This is a genomic window from Maribacter halichondriae, from assembly GCF_027474825.1.
GTDB lineage: Bacteria > Bacteroidota > Bacteroidia > Flavobacteriales > Flavobacteriaceae > Meishania > Meishania halichondriae.
On sequence record NZ_CP107030.1, the window covers coordinates 674,301 to 697,785 of the forward strand.

Annotated in this window: 22 protein-coding genes and 1 pseudogene; 18 read left to right on the top strand and 5 right to left on the bottom strand. The window is 40.2% G+C overall.

Translation table 11 applies throughout. The features are described from left to right. Positions 1 to 5: 5 nt before the first annotated feature. From N8A86_RS03020 to N8A86_RS03075, 12 genes and pseudogenes are all read left to right on the top strand, one after another. Positions 6 to 584, top strand: coding sequence for a YceI family protein (locus tag N8A86_RS03020; RefSeq protein WP_273567728.1), 579 nt, complete (start codon positions 6 to 8; stop codon positions 582 to 584). A gap of 268 nt (positions 585 to 852) precedes the next feature. Then, the gene (locus N8A86_RS03025; RefSeq protein WP_273567729.1) at positions 853 to 2,250 is read left to right on the top strand and encodes an anthranilate synthase component I family protein; all 1,398 of its coding nucleotides are present in this window, start codon (positions 853 to 855) and stop codon (positions 2,248 to 2,250) included. A 2-nt stretch (positions 2,251 to 2,252) separates the two neighbouring features. Beyond that, entirely contained in the window at positions 2,253 to 2,816 is a 564-nt protein-coding gene (locus N8A86_RS03030) for an anthranilate synthase component II (protein WP_273567730.1), read from the top strand. Between the two features lie 3 nt (positions 2,817 to 2,819). Continuing rightward, positions 2,820 to 3,815, top strand: a complete 996-nt coding sequence (gene trpD / locus N8A86_RS03035) for an anthranilate phosphoribosyltransferase (protein WP_273567731.1) — start codon at positions 2,820 to 2,822, stop codon at positions 3,813 to 3,815. A gap of 70 nt (positions 3,816 to 3,885) precedes the next feature. After that, positions 3,886 to 4,671: an indole-3-glycerol phosphate synthase TrpC gene (gene trpC, locus N8A86_RS03040; protein WP_273567732.1), complete on the top strand. Its 786-nt coding sequence runs from the start codon at positions 3,886 to 3,888 to the stop codon at positions 4,669 to 4,671. A gap of 107 nt (positions 4,672 to 4,778) precedes the next feature. Then, positions 4,779 to 5,438: a phosphoribosylanthranilate isomerase gene (locus tag N8A86_RS03045; protein ID WP_488226201.1), complete on the top strand. Its 660-nt coding sequence runs from the start codon at positions 4,779 to 4,781 to the stop codon at positions 5,436 to 5,438. A gap of 12 nt (positions 5,439 to 5,450) precedes the next feature. Next, on the top strand, positions 5,451 to 6,635 hold the full coding sequence (trpB, locus tag N8A86_RS03050) for a tryptophan synthase subunit beta (RefSeq protein ID WP_273567734.1): 1,185 nt from the start codon (positions 5,451 to 5,453) through the stop codon (positions 6,633 to 6,635). Further along, positions 6,632 to 7,395: pseudogene (gene trpA / locus N8A86_RS03055) on the top strand (tryptophan synthase subunit alpha). Before trpB ends, trpA begins: the two are co-directional and overlap by 4 nt. Then, positions 7,395 to 7,622 (top strand): hypothetical protein, encoded by a 228-nt coding sequence (locus N8A86_RS03060; RefSeq protein WP_273569010.1) that lies wholly within the window; start codon positions 7,395 to 7,397, stop codon positions 7,620 to 7,622. The pseudogene trpA and the gene N8A86_RS03060 overlap by 1 nt, the downstream one beginning before the upstream one ends. A gap of 40 nt (positions 7,623 to 7,662) precedes the next feature. Continuing rightward, positions 7,663 to 8,631: a coiled-coil domain-containing protein gene (locus N8A86_RS03065; protein WP_273567735.1), complete on the top strand. Its 969-nt coding sequence runs from the start codon at positions 7,663 to 7,665 to the stop codon at positions 8,629 to 8,631. Beyond that, positions 8,628 to 10,127: a M20/M25/M40 family metallo-hydrolase gene (locus N8A86_RS03070; protein WP_273567736.1), complete on the top strand. Its 1,500-nt coding sequence runs from the start codon at positions 8,628 to 8,630 to the stop codon at positions 10,125 to 10,127. Before N8A86_RS03065 ends, N8A86_RS03070 begins: the two co-directional genes overlap by 4 nt. Positions 10,128 to 10,179: 52 nt before the next feature. Continuing rightward, positions 10,180 to 11,136 (top strand): peptidase associated/transthyretin-like domain-containing protein, encoded by a 957-nt coding sequence (locus tag N8A86_RS03075; protein ID WP_273567737.1) that lies wholly within the window; start codon positions 10,180 to 10,182, stop codon positions 11,134 to 11,136. Positions 11,137 to 11,193: 57 nt separating this feature from the next. Here N8A86_RS03075 and N8A86_RS03080 read toward each other — a convergent pair whose 3' ends face one another. Both N8A86_RS03080 and N8A86_RS03085 read right to left on the bottom strand, forming a co-directional pair. Next, positions 11,194 to 13,740 carry a phosphoenolpyruvate carboxylase gene (locus tag N8A86_RS03080; protein ID WP_273567738.1) on the bottom strand — a complete coding sequence of 849 codons (2,547 nt, stop codon included), beginning with the start codon at positions 13,738 to 13,740 and terminating at the stop codon, positions 11,194 to 11,196. A gap of 190 nt (positions 13,741 to 13,930) precedes the next feature. Continuing rightward, the gene (locus N8A86_RS03085) at positions 13,931 to 14,608 is read right to left on the bottom strand and encodes a uracil-DNA glycosylase family protein (protein ID WP_273567739.1); all 678 of its coding nucleotides are present in this window, start codon (positions 14,606 to 14,608) and stop codon (positions 13,931 to 13,933) included. 246 nt (positions 14,609 to 14,854) lie between these two features. On the opposite strand from N8A86_RS03085, the gene N8A86_RS03090 reads away from it, so the two are divergent. Further along, complete coding sequence (locus N8A86_RS03090; protein WP_273567740.1) at positions 14,855 to 14,983, top strand: 30S ribosomal protein THX; 129 nt, start codon at positions 14,855 to 14,857, stop codon at positions 14,981 to 14,983. A gap of 13 nt (positions 14,984 to 14,996) precedes the next feature. On the opposite strand, the gene yaaA is transcribed toward N8A86_RS03090, so the two are convergent. The 3 genes from yaaA to N8A86_RS03105 all read right to left on the bottom strand — a co-directional run bounded on the left by yaaA (position 14,997) and on the right by N8A86_RS03105 (position 17,555). Then, entirely contained in the window at positions 14,997 to 15,758 is a 762-nt protein-coding gene (yaaA, locus tag N8A86_RS03095) for a peroxide stress protein YaaA (protein ID WP_273567741.1), read from the bottom strand. Between the two features lie 177 nt (positions 15,759 to 15,935). Further along, positions 15,936 to 16,964 (bottom strand): RluA family pseudouridine synthase, encoded by a 1,029-nt coding sequence (locus N8A86_RS03100; protein ID WP_273567742.1) that lies wholly within the window; start codon positions 16,962 to 16,964, stop codon positions 15,936 to 15,938. Positions 16,965 to 16,967: 3 nt separating this feature from the next. Continuing rightward, positions 16,968 to 17,555: a PASTA domain-containing protein gene (locus tag N8A86_RS03105; protein ID WP_273567743.1), complete on the bottom strand. Its 588-nt coding sequence runs from the start codon at positions 17,553 to 17,555 to the stop codon at positions 16,968 to 16,970. A gap of 91 nt (positions 17,556 to 17,646) precedes the next feature. On the opposite strand from N8A86_RS03105, the gene N8A86_RS03110 reads away from it, so the two are divergent. From N8A86_RS03110 to N8A86_RS03130, 5 genes are all read left to right on the top strand, one after another. Further along, entirely contained in the window at positions 17,647 to 18,621 is a 975-nt protein-coding gene (locus N8A86_RS03110) for a D-alanine--D-alanine ligase (RefSeq protein ID WP_273567744.1), read from the top strand. A 147-nt stretch (positions 18,622 to 18,768) separates the two neighbouring features. Then, positions 18,769 to 19,230 carry a pantetheine-phosphate adenylyltransferase gene (gene coaD, locus N8A86_RS03115; RefSeq protein WP_273567745.1) on the top strand — a complete coding sequence of 154 codons (462 nt, stop codon included), beginning with the start codon at positions 18,769 to 18,771 and terminating at the stop codon, positions 19,228 to 19,230. Between the two features lie 210 nt (positions 19,231 to 19,440). After that, on the top strand, positions 19,441 to 21,276 hold the full coding sequence (locus tag N8A86_RS03120; RefSeq protein WP_273567746.1) for a PAS domain-containing protein: 1,836 nt from the start codon (positions 19,441 to 19,443) through the stop codon (positions 21,274 to 21,276). Further along, the gene (locus N8A86_RS03125) at positions 21,263 to 21,541 is read left to right on the top strand and encodes a response regulator transcription factor (RefSeq protein ID WP_273567747.1); all 279 of its coding nucleotides are present in this window, start codon (positions 21,263 to 21,265) and stop codon (positions 21,539 to 21,541) included. Before N8A86_RS03120 ends, N8A86_RS03125 begins: the two co-directional genes overlap by 14 nt. A 189-nt stretch (positions 21,542 to 21,730) precedes the next feature. Next, entirely contained in the window at positions 21,731 to 23,482 is a 1,752-nt protein-coding gene (locus N8A86_RS03130) for a M14 family metallopeptidase (protein ID WP_273567748.1), read from the top strand. Positions 23,483 to 23,485 lie beyond the last annotated feature (3 nt).

Sequence of the window (23,485 nt, forward strand, 5' to 3'; positions counted from 1 at the left end):
AAACAATGAAAAAAGGAATATTTAGTTTAGCCTTGGCCGTAGTTTTCGGAATTACTGCAACTGCAACCGAACCGATCGATGGCGAAAAGAAAGAAGTCAACGTCGAAAAAAGTAAAGTGACCTGGAAAGCCTACAAAGTTGGTGGCGGACACGTTGGAACCGTTAATTTGAAAGAGGGTGCCTTTATGTTCGACAATGGAAAATTGACCGGAGGCGAGTTTCTAGTCGATATGACCACCTTGATTCCTACTGATGTAGAAGGCGAGTCTAAAGGGAAATTGGAAGGGCACTTGAAATCCGATGATTTTTTTAGTGTTGAAACGCATCCTACGGCAAAATTGGTCTTTACAAAGGCGGAGTCATTTAACAAAAACTCCTACACAGTAACGGGAGACCTGACCATCAAAGGAATCACAAAGCCTATTACTTTTGTGGTTTCCATTTACGACAATAAGGCTACTTCAACCCTTAAAGTTGATAGAACAAAATATGATATTAAATTTAGGTCCGGGAATTTTTTCGAAAATCTTGGCGACAAAACAATCTATGACGAGTTCGATCTTGTCGTTGAAATGGAATTCTAAATAAACTTGACCTCACAAGTTTGCCCGCTTCCTTTCGCAAGGAAGCGGGTTTTTTTTTTCATGAATCCGTTTGTGGTTCTGAAAATGATTTCTATATTTGACCCAATGAAGCCCATAACGGGTATTTTTAAGATGAAACGAAACAAAATAAATACTTGGTGGTGGAACAACTTACGGACGACATCGTGAGCTGAGCACCATTGTAGTAAAACTATATAAAAGGCTTGTCTATCACGACAAGCCTTTTGCTTTTGAAAATTTTGAGAATATGCAGTACAAATTAGAAACCCATTATAAAAAGATTTTGGCGGACACCATAACGCCGGTAAGCGTATATCTTAAAATCCGCGATCGCTACCCAAATAGCATTCTTTTGGAAAGTAGCGACTACCATGCCAATGACAATAGTTTTTCTTATATCTGCTGTAATCCGATAGCTTCTATCAAGGTGGAGAACGAAACCGTGGTCCGGCAATTTCCTGATGGTAAGATCGAATCACTTGCAATCAAAACGGAGACCGATGTAGTACAAATTATCGATGAATTCAGTCAGAGCTTCGAATCTAAAAACAACGGTTTCAAGTTTATCAACAATGGGCTTTTTGGCTACATGGCCTATGATGCTGTTCGCTATTATGAGGATGTCGAAATCTCAAAAAAAGATAATTCCATTGCAATTCCTGATATCTATTATGCAGTCTATCAAAATATAATCGCCATCAACCATTTTAAGAACGAGGCCTATATTTTTGCCCACTGCTACAATGCCAAGGAAAATACTTCGGAAATAGAACAGCTTTTGAACGTTCGCAATTTTGCTTCTTATAATTTTTCGACGGAAGGCGAAGCCATCTCTAATTTGAAAGACGAAGAATACAAAGAGCATGTGAACTTGGCGAAAAAACATTGCCAACGTGGCGATGTTTTCCAATTGGTACTTTCGCGAATGTTCTCTCAGGGATTCAAAGGAGACGAGTTCAATGTATATAGGGCCTTGCGTTCGGTAAATCCTTCCCCCTATTTATTTTATTTCGATTATGGGGATTTCAAGATTTTTGGGAGTTCTCCCGAAGCACAATTGATTGTCAAAGATGGTAAAGCCGAAATACACCCGATTGCAGGGACTTTCAAACGTACCGGAAATGATGAAAAAGATGCGATTCTGGCAAAGGAGCTTACGGAAGACGACAAAGAAAATGCCGAGCATGTCATGCTGGTAGATCTCGCCAGAAATGATTTAAGCCGGAATGGTAATATGGTCGAGGTAACCAATTATCGAGAAGTACAGTTTTTCTCTCATGTTATTCATTTGGTTTCCAAGGTGACGGGGCAAAAGAAAAAAGACATTCTGACAATGAAAGTCGTTGCCGATACTTTTCCGGCCGGTACTTTGAGCGGTGCCCCGAAACACATGGCCATGCAGTTGATCGAGAAATATGAAAAAACAAGCCGCGGATACTATGGCGGTGCTATCGGTTTTATGGATTTTGAAGGAAACTTTAACCATGCCATCATGATCCGTACGTTCTTGAGCAAAAATCACGAACTCCATTATCAAGCAGGTGCAGGTTTGGTCGCCGCTTCGGATCCCGACGACGAACTTCAGGAAACATATAATAAATTAGGTGCTTTGACAAAGGCTTTGGAAATGGCAAAAACGATATGAAGATGAAGAAGATACTTGTCATCGACAACTACGATAGTTTCACGTATAATCTAGTGCACTATCTCGAAGACCTTAACTGTGAGGTCGTGGTAAAACGAAATGACCAATTGACCTTGGCCGAAGTCGATGCGTTTGAAAATATAGTGCTTTCCCCAGGACCTGGAATTCCTGATGAGGCCGGTTTACTAAAGGAAATAATTTCAACCTACGGACCGACAAAACGGATTTTAGGCGTTTGCCTTGGCCAACAGGCGATAGGCGAAGTATATGGCGGTTCTTTGGTAAATTTGGAGGAAGTATATCATGGTATCGCCACTGGCATAAAGATTATTAAAAAGGATATTTTGTTCGAAGGGCTTCCTGAAGAGATAGAAGTGGGCAGATACCACTCTTGGGTCGTGCATCCCGATCTTCCCGAAGTTTTGGAAGCCACTTCCATAGACGAAAACGGACAAATCATGTCCCTTCGACACAAGACCCATGATGTTTGTGCGGTGCAGTTCCATCCCGAATCGGTGCTTACTCCCCATGGAAAAAAAATGTTAGAAAACTGGTTGAATAATTAGATTATGAAAGAAACCCTTAACAGATTAATAAATCACGATGCGCTCTCTAAAGATGATGCCAAACAAATCTTGGTCAATATCGCAAAGGGGGAATACAATACCAGTCAAATTGCGGCTTTTCTAACGGTGTACATGATGCGTAGTATTACTATCGAAGAGTTGGAAGGTTTCCGTGATGCGTTGCTAGAACTTTGTGTTGCCATCGACTTATCAGCCTATAACCCGGTCGATTTGTGTGGCACCGGAGGTGATGGCAAGGACACGTTTAATATCTCGACCCTGGCCTCTTTTGTGACCGCAGGTGCGGGGGTAAAGGTTACCAAGCACGGCAATTATGGGGTTTCCTCAAAATGTGGAAGTAGCAATGTCATGGAGTTTCTAGGAATAAAATTTAGCAATGAACGTGATTTTTTAGAGAAATCCATCGACGAGGCGGGTATTTGTGTACTGCATGCACCGTTGTTTCATCCTGCCATGAAAAATGTAGGCCCAATTCGTAGGGAGTTGGGTGTAAAAACTTTTTTCAATATGCTAGGGCCTATGGTCAATCCCGCATTTCCAAAGAATCAAATGGTCGGTGTATTTAATCTTGAATTGGCGAGAATGTATGGATATCTGTACCAGAATACCAATAAAAATTTTACTATTCTCCATGCCTTGGACGGATACGATGAAATCTCATTGACCGGAAATACCAAAACCATTTCGAACAAATCGGAAAGCATGTTGCGCCCAGAAGATTTCGGAGTTAATAAAATACAACAATCTGAAATATTAGGCGGCGAAGATATAAACGGATCGGCCCAAATATTTATGGATGTGCTTCAAGGCCGCGGTACCGAAGCACAAAACAATGTAGTCTGTGCCAATGCCGGGGTCGCGATTGCTATCGTTAAAAATATTAGTCCAAAAGAAGGATTTGAGAAAGCGAAAGAATCCCTTTTGAGCGGGAGAGGTTTAAAGGCTTTAAAGAGATTACAGGAATTGAGTAAAAATTAGTTGATGGTTGTTAGTTGATAGTTTTAAGTTTTAGTACTATCAACCAAAAACCGTTAACCAACAACTATACATGAATATTCTAGACAAAATAGTAGCCGACAAACGTAAAGAAGTCGCTTTGAAAAAATCGCTCATTCCAATTTCACAATTGGAGTGCTCAGTGCTTTTCGCGCGTGAGACGTTCTCTTTGGCCAATGCCCTTCGCGAAAGCGAAACAGGAATCATTGCAGAGTACAAAAGACGTTCTCCTTCAAAATCGACCATCAATCAAAATGCGAACGTGTCCCAAGTTGCCAAAGGCTATAAGAAAGCAGGAGTATGTGGTATGAGCATATTGACCGATATAAAATATTTTGGGGGTTCCTTGGAAGATTTATTACTAGCGAGGGCATCTGTTCAAATGCCATTATTGCGAAAAGAGTTTATCATCGATGAATATCAAATTGTCGAGGCAAAGGCCCATGGGGCCGATGTCATTCTTTTGATAGCGGCGATCTTGACCAGAGAAGAAATAAAAACATTCTCAGAGGTCGCTAAGCAATTACAATTGAATGTTTTATTGGAAGTACATAATGAAGAAGAACTTCGTAAAAGTGTTATGCCGAGTTTGGACATGTTGGGAGTGAACAACCGAAACTTAAAAACGTTCGAAGTCAGTTTGGAAACAAGTAAATCGTTGTCCGAATTGATTCCCGATGAATTTGTGAAAGTTTCGGAGAGTGGCATTAGTTCTGTCGAAGCAATCAGGGATTTAAAAGATTATGGGTACCAAGGGTTTTTAGTCGGGGAGAACTTCATGAAGACGGATGATCCCGGGGAAAGTGCCATGGAATTTATTAAAAACCTAATGAAGTGACCTCCCCTAACCCCTCCCAAGGAGGGGGACTAAATAAGTATATGGACAGAAATTCGAAAAATAATGACAATTTAGACTCCCTCCCCTTGGGGGAGGGCCGGGGTGGAATCAAGCTAAAAATCTGCGGTATGAAATATAACACCTTAGAGGTTGCGACATTGCGACCTGACTATCTGGGTTTTATTTTTTGGGAGCCGTCCAAACGGTTTTTTAATGGACAGATTCCTTCGCTTCCGCTCGGAATTAAAAAAGTAGGCGTTTTTGTGGATGCTTCTTTGGAAGTAGTTTTGGAGAAAATCGAGAAATATGGTTTGTGGGGCGTTCAATTGCATGGAGATGAAAGTCCCGAATATTGCGAACAATTAAAGGCAAAATGTCATGCTGAGCTTGTCGAAGCACATTCGAAAGACCTACAAAAAGTTCAACTCATAAAAGTTTTCTCCATAAAAGATAATTTTGACTTTTCAATTCTGGCATCCTACGAAGAAGTATGTGACTACTATTTATTCGACACCAAAGGAAAACTACCCGGAGGAAATGGATATACTTTTAATTGGAAGGTTTTGGAAAACTATCCCTCTACCAAGCCTTATTTTCTAAGTGGTGGTATTGGATTGAAGGAAGTAGAATCCGTCAAAGAATTTATGCAACGACCCGAATCGAAATATTGCTATGCCATTGATGTCAATAGCCGCTTCGAAATCGAACCGGGTCTGAAAAATATTGTCAAATTGAAAGAGTTCAAAAAGTTGTATCCTAAATACTGATAACTGAAAACTATGAAATCTTATCACGCGAACGAAAAAGGCTACTATGGAGAATTTGGGGGAGCTTTCATTCCAGAAATGTTGTATCCGAATTGTGAGGAACTTCGGCAGAACTATATTCGAATTATGGAAGAACCTTCCTTTAAAAAAGAGTTCGACCAGTTGTTGAAAGATTATGTAGGCCGTCCTACCCCACTCTATTTTGCGAAACGTCTTTCAAAAAAGTACGGTACCAAAATCTATTTAAAAAGAGAAGATCTTTGTCACACCGGTGCCCACAAGGTTAATAATACCATTGGGCAAATTTTAATGGCGAAGAAATTGGGCAAAAATCGCATTATTGCGGAAACCGGTGCCGGTCAACATGGGGTCGCCACGGCTACGGTATGTGCTTTAATGGGTATCGACTGCGTAGTATATATGGGCGAAATCGATATTGCTAGGCAGGCACCCAATGTGGCACGTATGAAAATGTTGGGCGCCGAAGTGCGACCGGCCCTTTCAGGCAGTCGAACCTTAAAAGATGCGACCAACGAGGCCATTCGAGACTGGATTAACAATCCTGTGGATACGCACTATATTATAGGTTCTGTGGTGGGGCCGCACCCCTACCCCGACATGGTAGCCCGTTTTCAATCCGTTATTTCGGAAGAAATCAAATGGCAGTTGAAGGAAAAGGAAGGTCGTGAAAATCCTGATTATGTGGTCGCTTGTGTCGGTGGTGGCAGTAATGCGGCCGGGGCCTATTATCACTATCTAAATACTCCCGAAGTGGGCATTATTGCGGTAGAGGCAGCCGGTAAAGGTGTAAATTCTGGAGAAAGTGCGGCAACCTCGGCGTTGGGGAAAGTAGGCATCATCCATGGAAGTAAAACGCTTTTGATGCAGACCCAAGATGGACAGATTACGGAACCCTATTCTATTTCAGCCGGATTGGATTATCCCGGTGTCGGACCCATGCATGCACACCTTTTCAAGTCAGGTCGAGGCGAGTTTATTTCAATAACGGATGACGAGGCCATGACGGCAGGATTGGAAATATCGCAATTAGAAGGCATTATTCCTGCCATTGAAACATCACATGCCTTTGCGATTTTCAATCATAAAAAGTTCAAGGAAGATGATGTTATTGTCATTAACCTTTCAGGCCGTGGGGATAAAGATCTACAGACCTATATAGACTATTTCAAGCTATGACAAATAGAATTAATCAAAAAATGATGGAGGATAAAAAACTCCTCTCCATCTATTTCACAGCAGGATATCCTGCTTTGGACGATACCGTAAAAATCATTCAAGACTTGGAGAAAAACGGAGTAGACATGATCGAGATAGGCCTACCCTTCAGCGATCCATTGGCCGATGGGCCGACCATTCAGAAAAGTTCGACGGCCGCCCTGAAAAACGGAATGACCACGGAAATTCTTTTTGAGCAGTTGAAGGACATTCGCAAATCCGTTTCCATTCCTTTGATCATTATGGGCTATTTCAACCCGATGTTGCAATATGGTGTGGAAGCGTTTTGCAAAAAATGTCAAGAAATCGGTATCGATGGATTGATTATTCCAGATCTTCCGGTCGATGTATATCATGAGGAATATCAAGCCATTTTTGAAAAATACGGACTGATCAATGTGTTTTTGATTACCCCCAGACTTCGAAAGAACGTATTCGGTTTATCGATAGCGTTTCGAACGGATTCATCTATATGGTCAGTTCGGCCAGTGTTACCGGGGCTAAATTCGGTTTTGGTGATGAGCAACAAGACTATTTTCAACGCATTGCTTCACTTTCGCTCAAGAACCCTCAAATTGTTGGCTTCGGTATCAGTAATTCCGAAACGTTCGATCAAGCCACCAAGAGCGCCAAAGGTGCTATTATCGGTTCGGCCTTTATTAAACATTTGACGGAAAACGGAACTGGGTCGATCGGTGATTTTATAACAAAAATTAGATGATGAAAGACCTTGTCAATAATTGGAAAATTGTCATCTTATTGTGCTTGACTTTGGGTCTCGCCCCTTTTTTTCCTGAACCCCATATTTGGGGCAAGCTAAAATGGATTGCCGGAGGGGCCATAGGAATGGGGTTTGCTGACTGGTTCGATGTTCTATTCCACGGACTTCCCTTTCTGCTCTTGGCCAGATTGATCTTTGTGAAGTTCATTCTATTGAAAGCACCCTGAAATGAGAAATGAATTCGGTAGATTTGATAAATTTATTTGAATGGAAAACTTTTTAAGAACTAATTGGCCCACTATATTGATTGGAATAGGATATTTTCTACTGCTGATAATTGCGTTCTATAAAATAGATTGGGAGAAACCTTCATTCAGTACAAATTGGATTTGGTACATTTTACTAGCTCTGTTAGGCATATTAGGATACATTTTTGCTCATTACTTTTATAGCACGATTGCCCAACAAAATCAAACACTAGCCGTTGATTTTCTCAAAGTACTTTTACCGACAATATTGGCAATTCTATCTTTGATCTATGCACTTAGTTCAGGATTATTTAACATTAAGAACGAAACACTTCAAAAAAACAAGGCAAATCTTCAATACGAAATAAACGAGTTTGAGAAAAAACAGAGGATTGCTTCTGATGAGTTAAAAAGTCTTGAAGATTCAATACATTCAAGACAGGTTCAACTTGAATTGAAAACCAAGGAAGTTGATAAAAAAGAAAAGGAAATTGAATCTTTCCAAAAGGAAATTGAAGAGATTAAAAAAGAAAGTATTGAGAAAGAAAAAGCTATTGAAGAATTAACAGAATTAAATCAAGAATTTGATAAGCAGTTAAAAATCAGACTGAAAAATATAGAAAAACCAATCGTTGAAATTGTAAATGTTGATCTTGAGCCATCTTCTTTGCATATCAAAGTTTCAGTCTATGATTCTAATATGAAACTCTTAACGAACAAGGATATAGCTTTATTAAATAATGACGAGATGTCTATGCCCTCTAAGGGCTTTGATGAAAAAACCGGAATGTTCAATTACTCTCCCCATATCTACGCGGGTTTATCCTTGAGCGGAAAATGGAAGCAACACTTATTTGGGCTAACAATAGTAGGTAAGGTAGTTGACACATCGGTTAATTATAGAGGTTATGACGATTCTTATCACAAAACTATTTCACTACCTTACATGAGTGCCGAATATCGAATAATCCTAAACGATTTTAAATGAATAAACTATTTCTAGCCCTTTTCTTATCTGTAATTTATTTTTTACCCGCCCAAGACTCTATTCAATTAAAATCCCAGGTACGCCATAGTATCGATGAGCTGCGAGATTTTGTTTCTATACCGAACGATGCCCTTGACCATGCCGATATCAACAGAAACCTGACATGGCTCACCAAAAAGTTTACTGAAAGGGGCTTTAATTCCTCTATACTTCCGACCGAGGGAGAATCACTTTTCTTCGCGGCACTTCCGATGGACGATGCCAAACCCACCATTCTTTTTTATATGCATCTGGATGGGCAATCGGTTGATCCCTCAAAATGGAATCAACCCAATCCCTATCAAACGGTATTAAAATCAAAAGATGGCGATGGTTGGAAAACTGAAAAGTTTGAAGACCTCAACGATGACATCAACTATGATTGGCGGTTGTTCGGCCGTTCGACCTCAGATGATAAGGGGCCAATCGTCATGTTCTTGAACGCCATAGACCTTTTGAAAAAGGATAAAGTGGAAATCCCTTTCAACATTAAGGTCATTTTGGATAGCGAAGAGGAAAAAAGCAGTAAACCTTTGCCCAAGGCGGTAAAACAATATCGAGAATTATTAGAAGCCGATTTTTTAGTAATCAATGACGGCCCCGTTCATGTTTCTGAAAAGCCAACGGTGGTCTACGGCTGTCGCGGCATTACTTCATTGTCATTGACTACTTACGGCCCTATAAAACCACAACATAGTGGTCACTTTGGCAACTACGCGCCAAACCCGGGTTTTCAGTTGGCACAAGTTTTGGCGACCATGAAGGATGCAAATGGAAAGGTATTGATAAATGGTTATTATGATGGCATTGTAATCGATGAGGCTACCATGAAAATCCTAAAAAGTGTACCTGACGATGCGGAGGTCATCAATTCGAACCTTGCCATAAAAACGCCGGATAACGTCGGTAGTTTTTATCAAGAGTCATTGCAATATCCGTCTTTAAATATCCGTGGACTAGGTTCGGGATGGATCGGCGAAAAAGCTCGGACTATCGTTCCAGCCACTGCCACGGCTGAAATCGATTTGCGACTCGTACCCGAATCGGACGGAAATCGATTAAAAGATTTGGTTAAGGATCATATCAAAAAACAGGGGTTCTATATTTTGGATAGTGTACCCACCAAAGCGCAACGCTTGGCACATGACAAAATAATAACAATTATGGAAGGAACGGTTACCGATGCCTTTCGTACGGATTTAACGAATCCCTATGGTGATTTTTTGGTTAAAACCTTAAACGAAAAGTTTAGGGAAGAAGTGGTGCAAATTCGAATTATGGGCGGTACGGTACCGATTGCTCCTTTTATCAATGAATTGAAGATTCCCGCATTTATTGTGCCTATGGTCAACCCCGACAACAATCAGCATAGCCCGAACGAGAATCTGAAAATCGGACAGATCGGGTATGGAATTCAAGCTTTTTATGGGATTTTGAGTACGGAGTTTTCAAAATAGCACTATAACCCATTTGTTTTCGTTTGTATTAGTGAAATCATTACAACCTAAGATGAGGGGAAATTTCATAGTGGTTATTTTTTTAGTATCGTATTTTGGCCTTTCCCAAGACATTCAAATTGTGGATAGCCTAGATCGCTCCCCGATACCTTTTGCAACCATTTCTTTTGGCAACGGACTAGGTACTTTTGCCGATGAAGAAGGTCGATTTTCTTTTTCAAAAAGGAAATATGCTGACATAGATTCGCTCTTTGTATCTTCTATGGGGTTCGCCGACAAAGCGGTCAAGATAGATTCCACTTTATTGGTTATCTCGCTGACTCCTGCGGCTTCACAATTAAGTGAAATTATCGTTTCGGCACCTAAAGAGGGTAAATTCAGGTCTAAAAAACAAAAGGCAGAAACCCATACCGACATATTTGCTTGTTGGTTACCTACCGTGGAAAGTGAGGTAGCGGTGCTTTTCGAACGTTTCGAGAAGCGTGTTACCCAGATCTCGAAACTCTATCTGCCCATCAACGCTGAGTCGCAATATAAATCAAAAGGAAAAGGTAAGTTCGCAACCATTTTTAGAATACAGTACTACGAAAACCAAAGTGGGGTTCCCGGTAATCCGATACCTTATGAAAACATTGTTTTTTCTATCGATGAAAAACAGGACAAGGTTTTTGAACTTGATGTACTCTCCAAATCATTGTTCATTCCCGAAAACGGAATCTTTGTTTCGCTACAAGTACTGGGTTATGCCGATGATAACGGAAAACTTGTAGATTCTAAAAAATATCGCGAAGTCAAGACTTCAAGAGGTATACAGAAGATTTCAACTTCTTTTAGGCCTTTGCTTCCTTTTGTGAAAGGCTTGCCCAATGAATCTACTTTTGTGCGACGCATATTCCTAAATAATAGAAAATGGCAGGTATTCGACCGCAACTACAACAAAAATTCAAAACTTGTTCAGACCGGTCATAAAAATTATGGAATGGGGGCAGAATTCAAAGTTTGGGAGTAGTTTTTCATAAAGCCCAGAATTCTCATTGTGAAATCCCGGGCTTTATTATTTTAAAAATTATGCAGAGTTCCTACTGGCGTTGATATTACCGTAAAGCGAACGTGTCACGATTTTTTCGTAAAGTTCGATATATTCGGATTTCTGCCCTATTTTTTGCAAAGCATACTGTTGTATCACCAAGAGTGGTAGTACGATATTTTCCCGAATTTTTATGGATTCCCTCGATACGGCCTCATTCTGCATAAGAATATCGAAACCCGAAATCAGCAACAGCATTTCTTTTGAAAGTTTGAATTCTCCGTGTAAAATATTCCAAAATCCACCATATTCGGCATCCTCCTTCATATAGCTGGTCAATTCAAAATAGCATTTTGAAAGCGACATCATACTGTTCAACATCAGTGCTTTGAACAGGGGTACCTCTTTGTACAGTTTTTTCAGTTCATGTATTCTGCCTTGATCTTTTAAAGTCTTAATGGCGGTACCGATACCAAAATAACCGGGAACGTTCTGCTTTAACTGGCTCCAAGAACCGACGAACGAAATGGCCCTGAGGTCGCTCAATTCCAGCTTTTTCTTGTTTCCTCGTTTACCTGGCCTACTGCCTATATTCGCCTTGGTATAATACTTTAAGGTGCTCATATTTTCAAGATATGGCATAAACTTGTCATGATGCTTCAAGGCATCATATTTTTCAAAACTGAGATCGGAAAGCTCTTCGAGGAGTTTTCTAGATTCCTTTGAAATTACATTTTCTTTCCCGAATAGATTATTCGATAGTCCGGCCGTCAACAATTGTTCGCTATTATGCATGAACTGTTCTTTTGTACCATAGGTACTGGTAATGGTCTGCCCCTGTATCGTCAACTGAATTTCGTGGTTGGCGATATCTTTGGTCTGGGCTGCATAAAAACGATGCGTCTTTCCGCCGCCACGAGCGGGCGGTCCTCCACGACCATCAAAGAAAATCGCTTTGATACCGTTCTTTTTGCAAACTTTTGAGAGTTGTTCCTTTGTTTTAAAAATGGACCAGTTAGCCTTTACGTACCCGCCATCCTTTGTTCCGTCGGAAAAGCCCAACATAATGTTGTGCTTATTATCGCGTACTTCTAAATGCTTTCGATATTCGGGCAGATCAAACAAGGTCTGCATGGTATCCTCGGAGGTTTCCATGCCCTTCATCGTTTCAAAAAGCGGGACGATATCGAACGTAATGGGGGCGTTTTCCCATCCGCACCAGCGGAAAAGGGCATAAACGAACAATACCGAGAATATATCTTCTGAATTGCTAATGATATAGCGATTGCATCCTTCTTCGCCGTTTTTTTGCTGAATACGCTTTAGTTGTGCAATATTCTTAATGGTATCCTTTACGATATCATCTGAATAGTCACTGGCCTTAAGGTTCAGACTTTTATGCAAAAGGATATCAATCATTTTCTTTTCGGAAAGTTCACCAAGACTTTCCTTGATGAATCCGTTCTTCGACAAAACCTGCTCGATAACCTTTGTGTGGGCACTGTGGTCTTGCCGGATATCCAAAGTAGCAAAGTGCGTTTTGAATATTTTGACCTTATCGATAAAATGTTCGAGTTCAACAAGATAAAGATCATGATATTCTTCAATGAGCAGTTCACGAATCGTGCCCAACGGTTCTATAATGTCATTATACCCAATATTCTTGGTCGAGTCGAACATGGCCAAATACAGGTTTTTTCGAAGCTGTTTCAAGGGTTCTTGTAACTTTTTAAAGGTCAATTTTTTCTGTAATACCTTAAGGTCATTATAATAGCATTTCATCAAATTGATACGCAGCTCATCGGCAACATCCTTGGTAATCGAGGCGGTGACAAACGGGTTTCCGTCGCGATCCCCGCCTGGCCAAAAACCAAGCTTCATGATATTGTGGTTTTCGAATTTCTCATTGTCGATGTTTTCCTTGATATAGGCATACAAATCACCTACAGCATCATAGTAGACATTTCTTAGAATATAGATAATGTTCTTTGCCTCGTCGAGCGGAGTAGGCTTTTTGGAGTTGATCAACGACGTAAGGCCCAATTGCTGAAGGGTCAAATCTATATCATCGATTTTATCATGTAAGATCAAAGAGCGTAACTCATCGATAATATCGAGCACGGCAGGAGTATAAAACTGTGTCGGATGGGCCGTTAACACAATGCGGGCACTGAACGTCGAGAGTTTATCGGCGACTTTGTCCCAACTCTTGTTCTTATCGACCAATTGAAAATAATCCTTTATAGAAAGTGATAGACTATGTTCATGCAACTTCGGAAAAGCCGCATCCTCAACACTATCATACAGCACCACCTGACGTTCTACATATTGAATGATGCGGAACATGAAATCGATCTGCGCCTTTTCGGAATCAATGTTAGCGTAGTTCTGAAAAAAAGTTTCAAGTATGTCTTGCGGATTTTTTCCCGATTGCAAACCCTTCTGACTTTGGTCGAGCAATAAGGGAATCAACATACCTACATTTTCTATATTCTGATAAGGAAGATTCAAAAACAGGCTATTATAAACATTAAATTTGTTGTTTACCGATTTTTTGAATTCCCGTAGTCTTTCTTCTTGCAACATAGATTTTATAATATTTTTTGAGAAATCACCAAAACAATGTGTGCTCTCGATTTCAACATCCAAAGATCGTCATAAATCCATGAAAGCGTTCACCTCTCGGGTTGAAATAACAAATTTTAAGATGCGATATGAAAAAACCAACAGAATAAGACGGTTGCTTTGCATTATTCATAATTTAAGCACTTCCATTTTAAAAAAACGGACGGTATTGCCTGACCCTGAAATCGAGTGTTGTGAAATCAGGATTCTCCTTCTTTAATTTTTTGTATACGGAAAGACTTCCTACAGCCCTATTCGCGGCCCCCGAGGGCGCTGTCAACGAGACGGTTCTGATTATTCTGGAAACATTCTTTTTCTGGGTCACCATCGGGAGTCGAAATTCGTATATTCTTGGAACTTCATCGGAAACAACCTCTAAACGCAGTTGATGATCTTTTAAATGCTTTCTAAAGAAATACTCGGGGCCGTTCTTGCTATTTCCGCCAGTAAACAAAAGAGTATCGACGTTTGGATATTTCTGTAAATACGCAAGAAGGTTCCTTAATTTGATGTTTTGCATCCCTAAATCGGAGGCATCGATTTTTGAACGTTCGGCACTTGCTACGATGTCACAGATTCCGATTTTTCGTTTAATTAAAAAGTCTTTTCGTTGTTGTATGGCTTCCTCTGTAGTTTCAAATTTCAGATTCAAATTAAAGAGCCTATCCAAAATTGGCCATAACTGACCGTCTCGGCTGCCGTAACAGAAATTCACATCATCCGATTTCAAATCGCCAATGGTAAATCTTGGGGGCGGAAGTGTACCGACTATCAATTTCGTTGCTTCCTCGAATAGAAAAGGTTCGTACGGGTGGGTATGTAGAAACAAATGTTCGTGGTTGTTCGTTGTTCGTTGTTCGTTGTTCGTTGTTCGTTGTTCGTTGTTCGTTGTTCGTTGTTCGTTGTTCGTTGTTCGTTGTTCGTTGTTCGTTGTTCGTAAACTATAAAATATCGATTTAAATACCTATTTTTAAGGGAACAAGAAAATCCTAAATTCAAAGAAGAGGCTTTAATATAGGTAACAATAAGAGGTAGATTCCCGTCTCCACGGGAATGACAATAAAATAAATCATTTATGGGAAAAGGAGATAAAAAATCAAGACGTGGAAAAATCGCCAACAATTCGTACGGTGCCCGTCGGCCAAGAAAAATCAAAAAGAGACCTACGGTAGAGGAGAAAATCAGTGTGCGAAAGAAAAAGTAAGGTCAATATCTACCTACCTCACAAAAACTGGCTGATTCTCTTTTAGAGTGTGCTCTTTGCTAAATTCATAGTCATCAAGATTGAAGCCGCGGATATCATTTAAAGTTTTGGCATTCGAATCGATAATATATCGCACCATAGAACCCCTTGCCTTTTTGGCAAAAAAGCTGATTACTTTGAGATTGTCATTTTTCCAATCTTTGAAAATTGGGGTAATCACGGGCACTTTAAGCTGTTTTTCGTCAATGGCCCCGAAATATTCGTTACTGGCCAGGTTGATAAAAAGTTCATCATCTTCGAGTTCATAGTTCAAATGGGCGGTCAAGTCCTTTTTCCAAAATTCATACAAGTTCTTTTTACGACCCACTTTTAATTGGGTTCCCATTTCAAGTCGATACGGTTGTATAAGGTCGAGTGGTTTTAGAATGCCGTAGAGGCCTGATAATATCCTCAACGTATCTTGCAACTTGTCCAACTTCTTTTCTGCAATGGTGTATGCATCCAAACCCTGGTACACATCCCCATTAAAAGCATATACGGCCGGGCGGGCATTTTCTGTTGTAAAAGGGGTTTTGAATTTTTGATTTCGCTCCCAATTAAGTTGCGCAAGATTATCCGAGATGTCCATCAATTTTGAAAGTGCCTTGGGCTTTTTCTTCACCAAAATTTTATTCAGCTTTTCAGCCTGTTCCAAAAAATTAGGTTGGGTATATCTTGAGGTGGGCAATGTGCTTTCAAAATCAAGCGATTTTGCAGGTGATATTACTATTTTCATTTTCAAATTTTATGAAGCCCATAATGGGCATTTACCTAATAGTGGAAGCACCAATTAATACAAATAAATCTATATGAACTGGTTCGCATTTTTTTAGATGAATTATAAAAATAGCATCATTTTTTAAGATTGCCTATACTACTGAAAAAGAGTTCTTGATACAGCCATAATCAAAAATTATGATTGACTATGCTGGGCATAGGCACGCCACTTCTCGATACAATCGGCCATATCTTGTGGTATTTCGGAATCAAATCGCATTGTTTTACCTGATACGGGATGTACAAAACCTAACGTTTTGGCATGAAGCGCCTGTCTTGGCAGTACTTTGAAGGCATTATCCACAAATTGTTTATACTTCGTAAAAGTGGTGCCTTTCAAAATCTTGTCGCCACCGTAGCGTTCGTCATTGAACAGCGTATGCCCAATGTATTTCATATGTACGCGAATTTGATGGGTACGACCCGTTTCAAGCTTACAGGAAACCAACGTGACATATCCCAAACGTTCCAAAACGGTGTAATGGGTAACGGCATCCTTTCCCTCATCCCCTTCAGGGAAAACATGCATCTGCAGTCGATTTTTCGGATGTCTTGCTAGATGACCCTCGATGGTGCCACTGTCATTTTCAACATTTCCCCAAACCAGTGCAATATATTCGCGCTCAGATGTCTTATCGAAGAATTGTTTGGCGAGGTGGGTCATGGCCGCCTCGGTCTTGGCAACGACGAGAAGTCCTGAGGTATCTTTGTCAATACGATGGACCAATCCCGGTCGTTCGTTGCTATTCACTGGTAAGTCTTTTATATGATGCAATAAGGCATTGATCAGGGTGCCGGAATAATTTCCGTGGCCGGGATGCACTACCATTCCCGCAGGCTTGTTGACGACCAGCAATACTTCATCTTCATAAACAATATCCAAGGGTATATCTTCGGGAACCAATAAAAATTCATGCGGAGGGTGCTCAAAAAGAACCTTAACCTCATCCCCGGGTTTTACTTTGTAATTCTGCTTCACGATGGTGCCATTCACCCAAATATGGCCATTTTTGGCAGCTTGCTGAATCTTGTTTCGTGTAGCATACTCGATAAAATTCATCAAGAATTTGTCGACCCGTAAAGGTTCTTGACCTTTGGAAGCTATAAATTTGTGATGTTCGAACAGCTCGTTGTCCTCTAGTTCAGGACTGTCTTGAGGTTCCATAATTTATTCGGAGTCTGCCTTTATCTGGGCCCGATTCGAAATCTTACCGTTACCACAGACCAATTCAATTTTGGAGGTTTTCGGAAGTTTATCTCCCGGCGATATATTCTTGCCCTTGTATTTGATATAATAGACCATGTCTTCGCCCAATTCATCAATATAAGTTACCCGCTGTACGTCAAGACCTACCGCACGCAACATTGAAGCGGCATTACGTTGGGTAACCTGAATAATCTTTGGCACGCTGACTTTCTTATAACCCGAAGGGTTTACCGTAAAATAAATCGTGCGGTCGGGTTTTACCTTATTGCCCGCGCCGGGCTCTTGTTCTATTATGGAAAAACGCGGAAAGTCGGGATTGTAGTTCGCAGAATCTAAAACTTGATAGCGAAGGCCCGCGTCTTCAACGGCTTTTCGCATATCCATCACGGACATTTTCGAAAAATCGGGTACTTCTACGAACTCACCGTGATTGGTATTGCTTTTCAACCAAGAAAATACAATATACCCCAATATTACAGATGCCAAGATGGCAAGTCCGATTTGGATCAAGAAGGTTTGGCTCTTCAAAAAGTTGAAAAAATTTCGCATTAGTTCGTTTTGACCTCGCAAAGATAACAAAGACAGCGCTTTTTTTCTTTACTTTGAAACGGTTTTATCCGTCTATCATTATAACTACATTATGCGAAAAAATATTGCCATCATCATGGGTGGATACTCAAGTGAGTACAAAATTTCCTTAAAAAGTGGCAACGTGGTATATGATTATCTCGATAAGAAGAAATTCAATGGCTACCGCATTCATATTTTTAGGGAAAAATGGGTATATGTAGATGATGATGCTATAGAGCATCACGTAAACCGTCATGATTTTTCCATAATGATCCATGGCCAAACTATCCGTTTCGATTGCGTTTTCAATGCCATTCATGGCACTCCTGGGGAAGATGGGCTCATGCAGGCCTATTTTGAACTTTTGGGCCTTCCGCAGACCTCTTGTGATTATTATCAAGCAGCATTGACTTTCAACAAAAGGGATTTACTAAGTGTCTTGAGGCCTTACGGTATTAAAGCCGCTAAATCATATTATCTGAATTTGGGAGACCCCATCGATAAGGATAAAATCATAGCCACGGTCGGTTTGCCATGTTTTGTGAAGGCCAACCGGGCGGGCAGTAGTTTCGGTATTTCAAAAGTGTACAAGAAGGAAGCATTGGAAACTGCAATCGAACTTGCTTTTAAGGAGGACAGCGAAATACTCATCGAAGCTTTTCTCGAAGGCACCGAGGTATCGGTCGGAGTAATCACCTATAAAGGCGAAACTAAAGTATTGCCGATTACCGAAATCGTCACGGAAAACGATTTTTTTGATTACGAGGCAAAGTATGAGGGCAAATCACAAGAAATTACGCCCGCACGAATTACAAAGGTTCAAGAAGAGAAGGTTTCCGAAATTGCTAAACGTGCCTACGAAATTTTGAAAATGAAAGGCTATACAAGAAGTGAGTTCATTTTTGTTGACGAAGTACCCTATATGCTCGAAATGAACACTACGCCTGGCCTTACCACAGAAAGTATTTTGCCCCAACAGGCCCAAAAAGGGGGCATAGGGCTTTCCGAACTTTTCGAAAGTGCCGTTGAAGAGGCTTTGAAATAAACTACCTCAGGGCCTTCGTTCGCCGAAATGGCTACGTGAAGGCGTGACAAGCCCACGAGACATTGAAAGGAAATTCATATTTGATTTCGACGCAAGCGTCGGAGCATTTACATCTTGATTATCGAGTAAAATGAGTACCTTAGATTTATGAAACGTGCTATTTTTCCGGGTTCTTTTGACCCATTGACATTAGGCCATTTTGATATTATTCAAAGAGGAATTACCCTTTTTGATGAATTGATCATCGCCATAGGTATCAATGCCGAAAAAAAATATATGTTCACCTTGGAACAGCGTATGAGTTTCATCGAGAAAGCATTTTCCTCGGAATCAAAAATCAAAGTAATGACCTATCAAGGGCTTACGGTCGATTTCTGTAAAAAAGTGGATGCCGGTTTCATCTTAAGGGGCCTTCGCAACCCTGGTGATTTTGAATTTGAGAAAGCCATTGCCCATACCAATCGAAAACTTTCCGAAATCGAGACCGTTTTTCTATTGACCTCTTCGGGAAAGTCTTATATAAGCTCTTCGATAGTACGTGACGTTATTCGTAACGGGGGTGATTATACCGGTCTAGTGCCAGACTCGGTCCGCTTTGACCAAAAGTAAAACCCACAAATCAATGCTCTTGACAAATGGTATTTATAACCACTGTCCGAGATTGAATCTTATATCATAGTAAGAAACATCTTTCAATAGTATTTTTCATCTCCTCTCATTGATTATAATGATCAACACAACGCATTATGCCCGGTTCACAACATTTATTGATGAATATTGTAAAAACCTTATTAATTTAGTAAGAAATTACAACATTAATTGAAGGTTCGTAACATACATACAAACAATTATCTGATCAAACAGCTGCCTAAGGCCACGGCATTTGTCAATACAAAATATGAAATTGTATATGCTTCGGACCGATGGATCGCTGATTTCGAATTGGATGGTTCAACTGTTTTCGGAACGTCTATTTTTTCAAGATTCGATATCAATTGTGAGGATTGGAAAAATAGTTTGAAGAAATGTGTTAAGGGAACTCCTGGAAAAGTCATTGTAAATTATCCTATTGAAGAAAAATGGCTCGAATGGTTAAACACGCCTTGGTACGACGAAAATGAAAATGTAATCGGTGCTATCATCCAGGTCGAAGATGTTACAAGCCGAAATTCGAATAACGTAAGACTCGAAAAGCTTGAGGAGCTCATAAACGATAAATCGGAAGGAACCAAAATAGGAACCTGGGAATTTGACCATACTACCAAAAAACTACGCTGGTGCCCAATCGTAAGGGACATTCACGAAGTTTCGGATACTTTCGTTCCTACATTAGAGAACGCTATTGAATTCTATAGTCAGGGCTACAGTAGAAATGCCATCTCCATTGCTGTCGATAACGCCATTGCAAACCGAGAGCCCTGGAATGAAAAACTTGAAATTATTACGGCCAAAGGCAACCACAGATGGGTAATAGCGGCAGGAAAACCTATTTATGATCATGACGAATTCATAGGCTTGATCGGATCTTTTCAAGATATCACACATCAGGTTCTGAGCGAGGAACGTTCCTCTGAGAACCATGGACTGCTTCAAACCCTAATAGACAGTCTTCCCCTTAATGTTTATATTAAGGATAGGGAGTCTAGAAAAATTTTAGTGAACAAATCCGAATCTGATTATGCAGGGTTGGGCGGACCTGAAAAACTGCTTGGGAAAGATGATTTTGATGTTTATGACAAGAAGACAGCGGAAATGTCAAGAAAAGAAGATTTGATGGTTATGAATTCAGGTATCCCGATGTTGGACAAAGAGGATATTTGTGTTAAAAAAGATGGAAGTTCGACCGTATTTTTGGTTTCCAAAATTCCATTTTTAGACAAAAACAATGAAATAGCCGGTATCATCGGTATGTCCATCGATGTTACCGATCAAAAACGTAAAGAAGAAGAGCTGAGGAAGCTGATCAATGTGACCTCATTGCAAAACAAAAAACTAATCGATTTTGCGCATATCGTTTCGCATAACCTAAGGTCACACACAGCAAATTTTTCAATGCTACTCGATTTCTTGGTCCATGAAACGAACGAGGATGAGCGAAGTAAAATTCTAAAAATGTTAAGCGATTCTTCCGATAGTCTTTTAGAAACATTGAACAATCTCAACGAAGTGGTCGCTATCAATACCAATGTAAACCAAGAGAAAAAGCGGGTCGACCTGAAGAAAAAAGTATCTCGAATAGAAAAAGACCTACAAGGCTTTTTAGTAAACCACAATGCCAAGATCATAAATAATATTACTGAAGACCTCAAAATCAAGGTTATTCCATCGTATTTGGACAGTATTTTAATGAATTTCATTACCAATGCAGTCAAATACAGTCTTCCTGAGAGAAGACCCATCGTTCACCTCAGTACACGTCGCAAAAATGGATACACAGTACTCAGTATCGATGACAATGGCTCGGGCATCGATTTAAAGAAATACGGTGAGAAACTCTTCGGCATGTACAAAACGTTCCACAATCACCAAGACTCACGTGGTATAGGCCTTTACATATCGAAAAATCAAATAGAAGCAATGAAAGGTAAAGTCGAGGTCGAAAGCACAGTTGGCGTAGGAACTACCTTCAAGATATATTTTAATGAAAAAGATTAATGCGATTTACGTCATTGACGACGACCCAATTTTAGTATTCGGAATAAAGAAAATGTTAGGCTTGGTAGTTCATTGCGATTCCATTACCGATTTTAAAAACGGAAAACTGGCATTGGACAATATAAGCCATCATTTCAAAGTGAGCGGCCATATACCTGAAGTCATATTTCTGGATATTAATATGCCCGTCATGGATGGATGGCAATTTTTAGAGCAATTCATTAAACTGCCAATAAAAGAAAAAAAATACGCGTCAACATCCTAACATCGTCCATTGATGCCATAGATAAGGAAAACTGGATGAAATACAAAAAACTCACCCACCATACAATAACCTATAACAAGAAACCCATTCAGAAAAATGAACTGGAGGTGATTACTAAGGTCGCCGAGTGAAATCTTGACCTAATTTGTCTAATTTTACCTTGTTTTTTAATCTACAAAGGTTTTCAAGGTGAAAAAATATTACATCAGTTTATTTCTGGTCATTCTATTTTGGGCTTGTGAGACCAAGACAGAAGACAAGGTTGCCGACTTTCAAACCTATTTTGAGATCAAGAAGGGCAATGAGACACCTACCTATTTACAGGTGATTGATTTCTATATTCAATTGGCAAAGGAATTTCCTGAGGTAAACATACAGACCATCGGGGAAACGGATAGTGGTTATCCACTTCACATTGTGACCTATAATCCCGAAGGGAATTTCAATTTTACAAAGCTAGCGGAGAAAAAGACCATCATATTGATCAACAACGGAATCCATCCGGGGGAAAGTGATGGCATCGATGCCACCATGTTATTGTACAGAGACTTGGCTACCGGTAAATTACCCCCTCCTGAAAATACGGTTTTGGCGACTATTCCAGTATACAATATAGGAGGTTCCCTAAATCGAAACAGCACGACACGCGCAAATCAAAATGGTCCGGAAGCCTATGGTTTTAGGGGGAATTCACAGAACTATGACCTAAATAGGGATTTTATCAAAGCGGATACTAAGAACGCCAAGACATTCTCCAAAATTTTTCATCTTGTCGATTCTGATATTTTTATCGACAACCATGTGAGCAATGGTGCGGATTATCAATATACCCTGACGCATCTTTTCACCCAACATAATAAACTTGGTGGTGAACTTGGAGACTATCTGCATACCGAAATGATGCCCCAACTTGAAAATTCTCTGGCTGAGGCCGAATGGGATATTACGCCGTATGTCAACGTTTTCAACCAAGTGCCGGAAACAGGTTTTTCGCAGTTCATGGATCATCCACGGTATTCTACGGGCTACACAACTCTCTGGAACACTTTGGGAATGATGGTAGAAACACATATGCTAAAACCCTATAAACAACGAGTGGAGGGCACCTATATACTTATGGTCAAGATGCTGGAAATCGCCGAAAAGGATGGGAAAAAAATCAAGCAACTACGAAATAATGCACGAACAAGACATCAAAATTGGAAATACTATCCGGTGCAATGGGCGGTTGACACCACTCGATCGTCGGTATTGAATTTCAAAGGTTTCGAGGCAGATACCTTAACGAGCGAAGTTACCGGCTTGCCCCGACTGAAATATGACCGAAATAGGCCGTTTACCAAAACGGTAGCGTATTCTAATTACATGAATCCGTCAGATTCTGTGTTGGTGCCTCAAGCCTATCTCATTAAAAAAGGATGGCATAGGGCAATCGAATTACTTGAATTGAATGGCATCGAATTCAACACGTTGGAAAAAGATTCTATCATCGAGGTCGAATCGTATAAAATCGAGGATTATAAAACTAGGCGGAACGCCTATGAAGGCCATTACCCGCATTACGATACCAGAGTAGCAGCGAACAAACAGGAAATGTCGTTTTCGAAAGGCGATGTTTTAGTCCCTACCGACCAACCCGGCATTCGATATATTCTGGAAACTTTAGAACCGACTGCCGTGGATTCTTTTTTTAATTGGAATTTCTTCGATACTATTTTACAGCAGAAAGAGGGGTTTTCTCCCTATGTTTTTGAGGATGTTGCCCTCGAAATGTTACAAAATGACCCGAAGCTTCGAGAAGAATTCAATGCCAAGAAACAAACCGATGAAGAATTCGGCCAGAACTGGTACGCCCAATTGGATTGGCTATTCTCCAAATCAAAATATTATGAGACCGCCCATCTGCAATATCCCGTATATCGTATTTTAAAACCGAATTGAGTG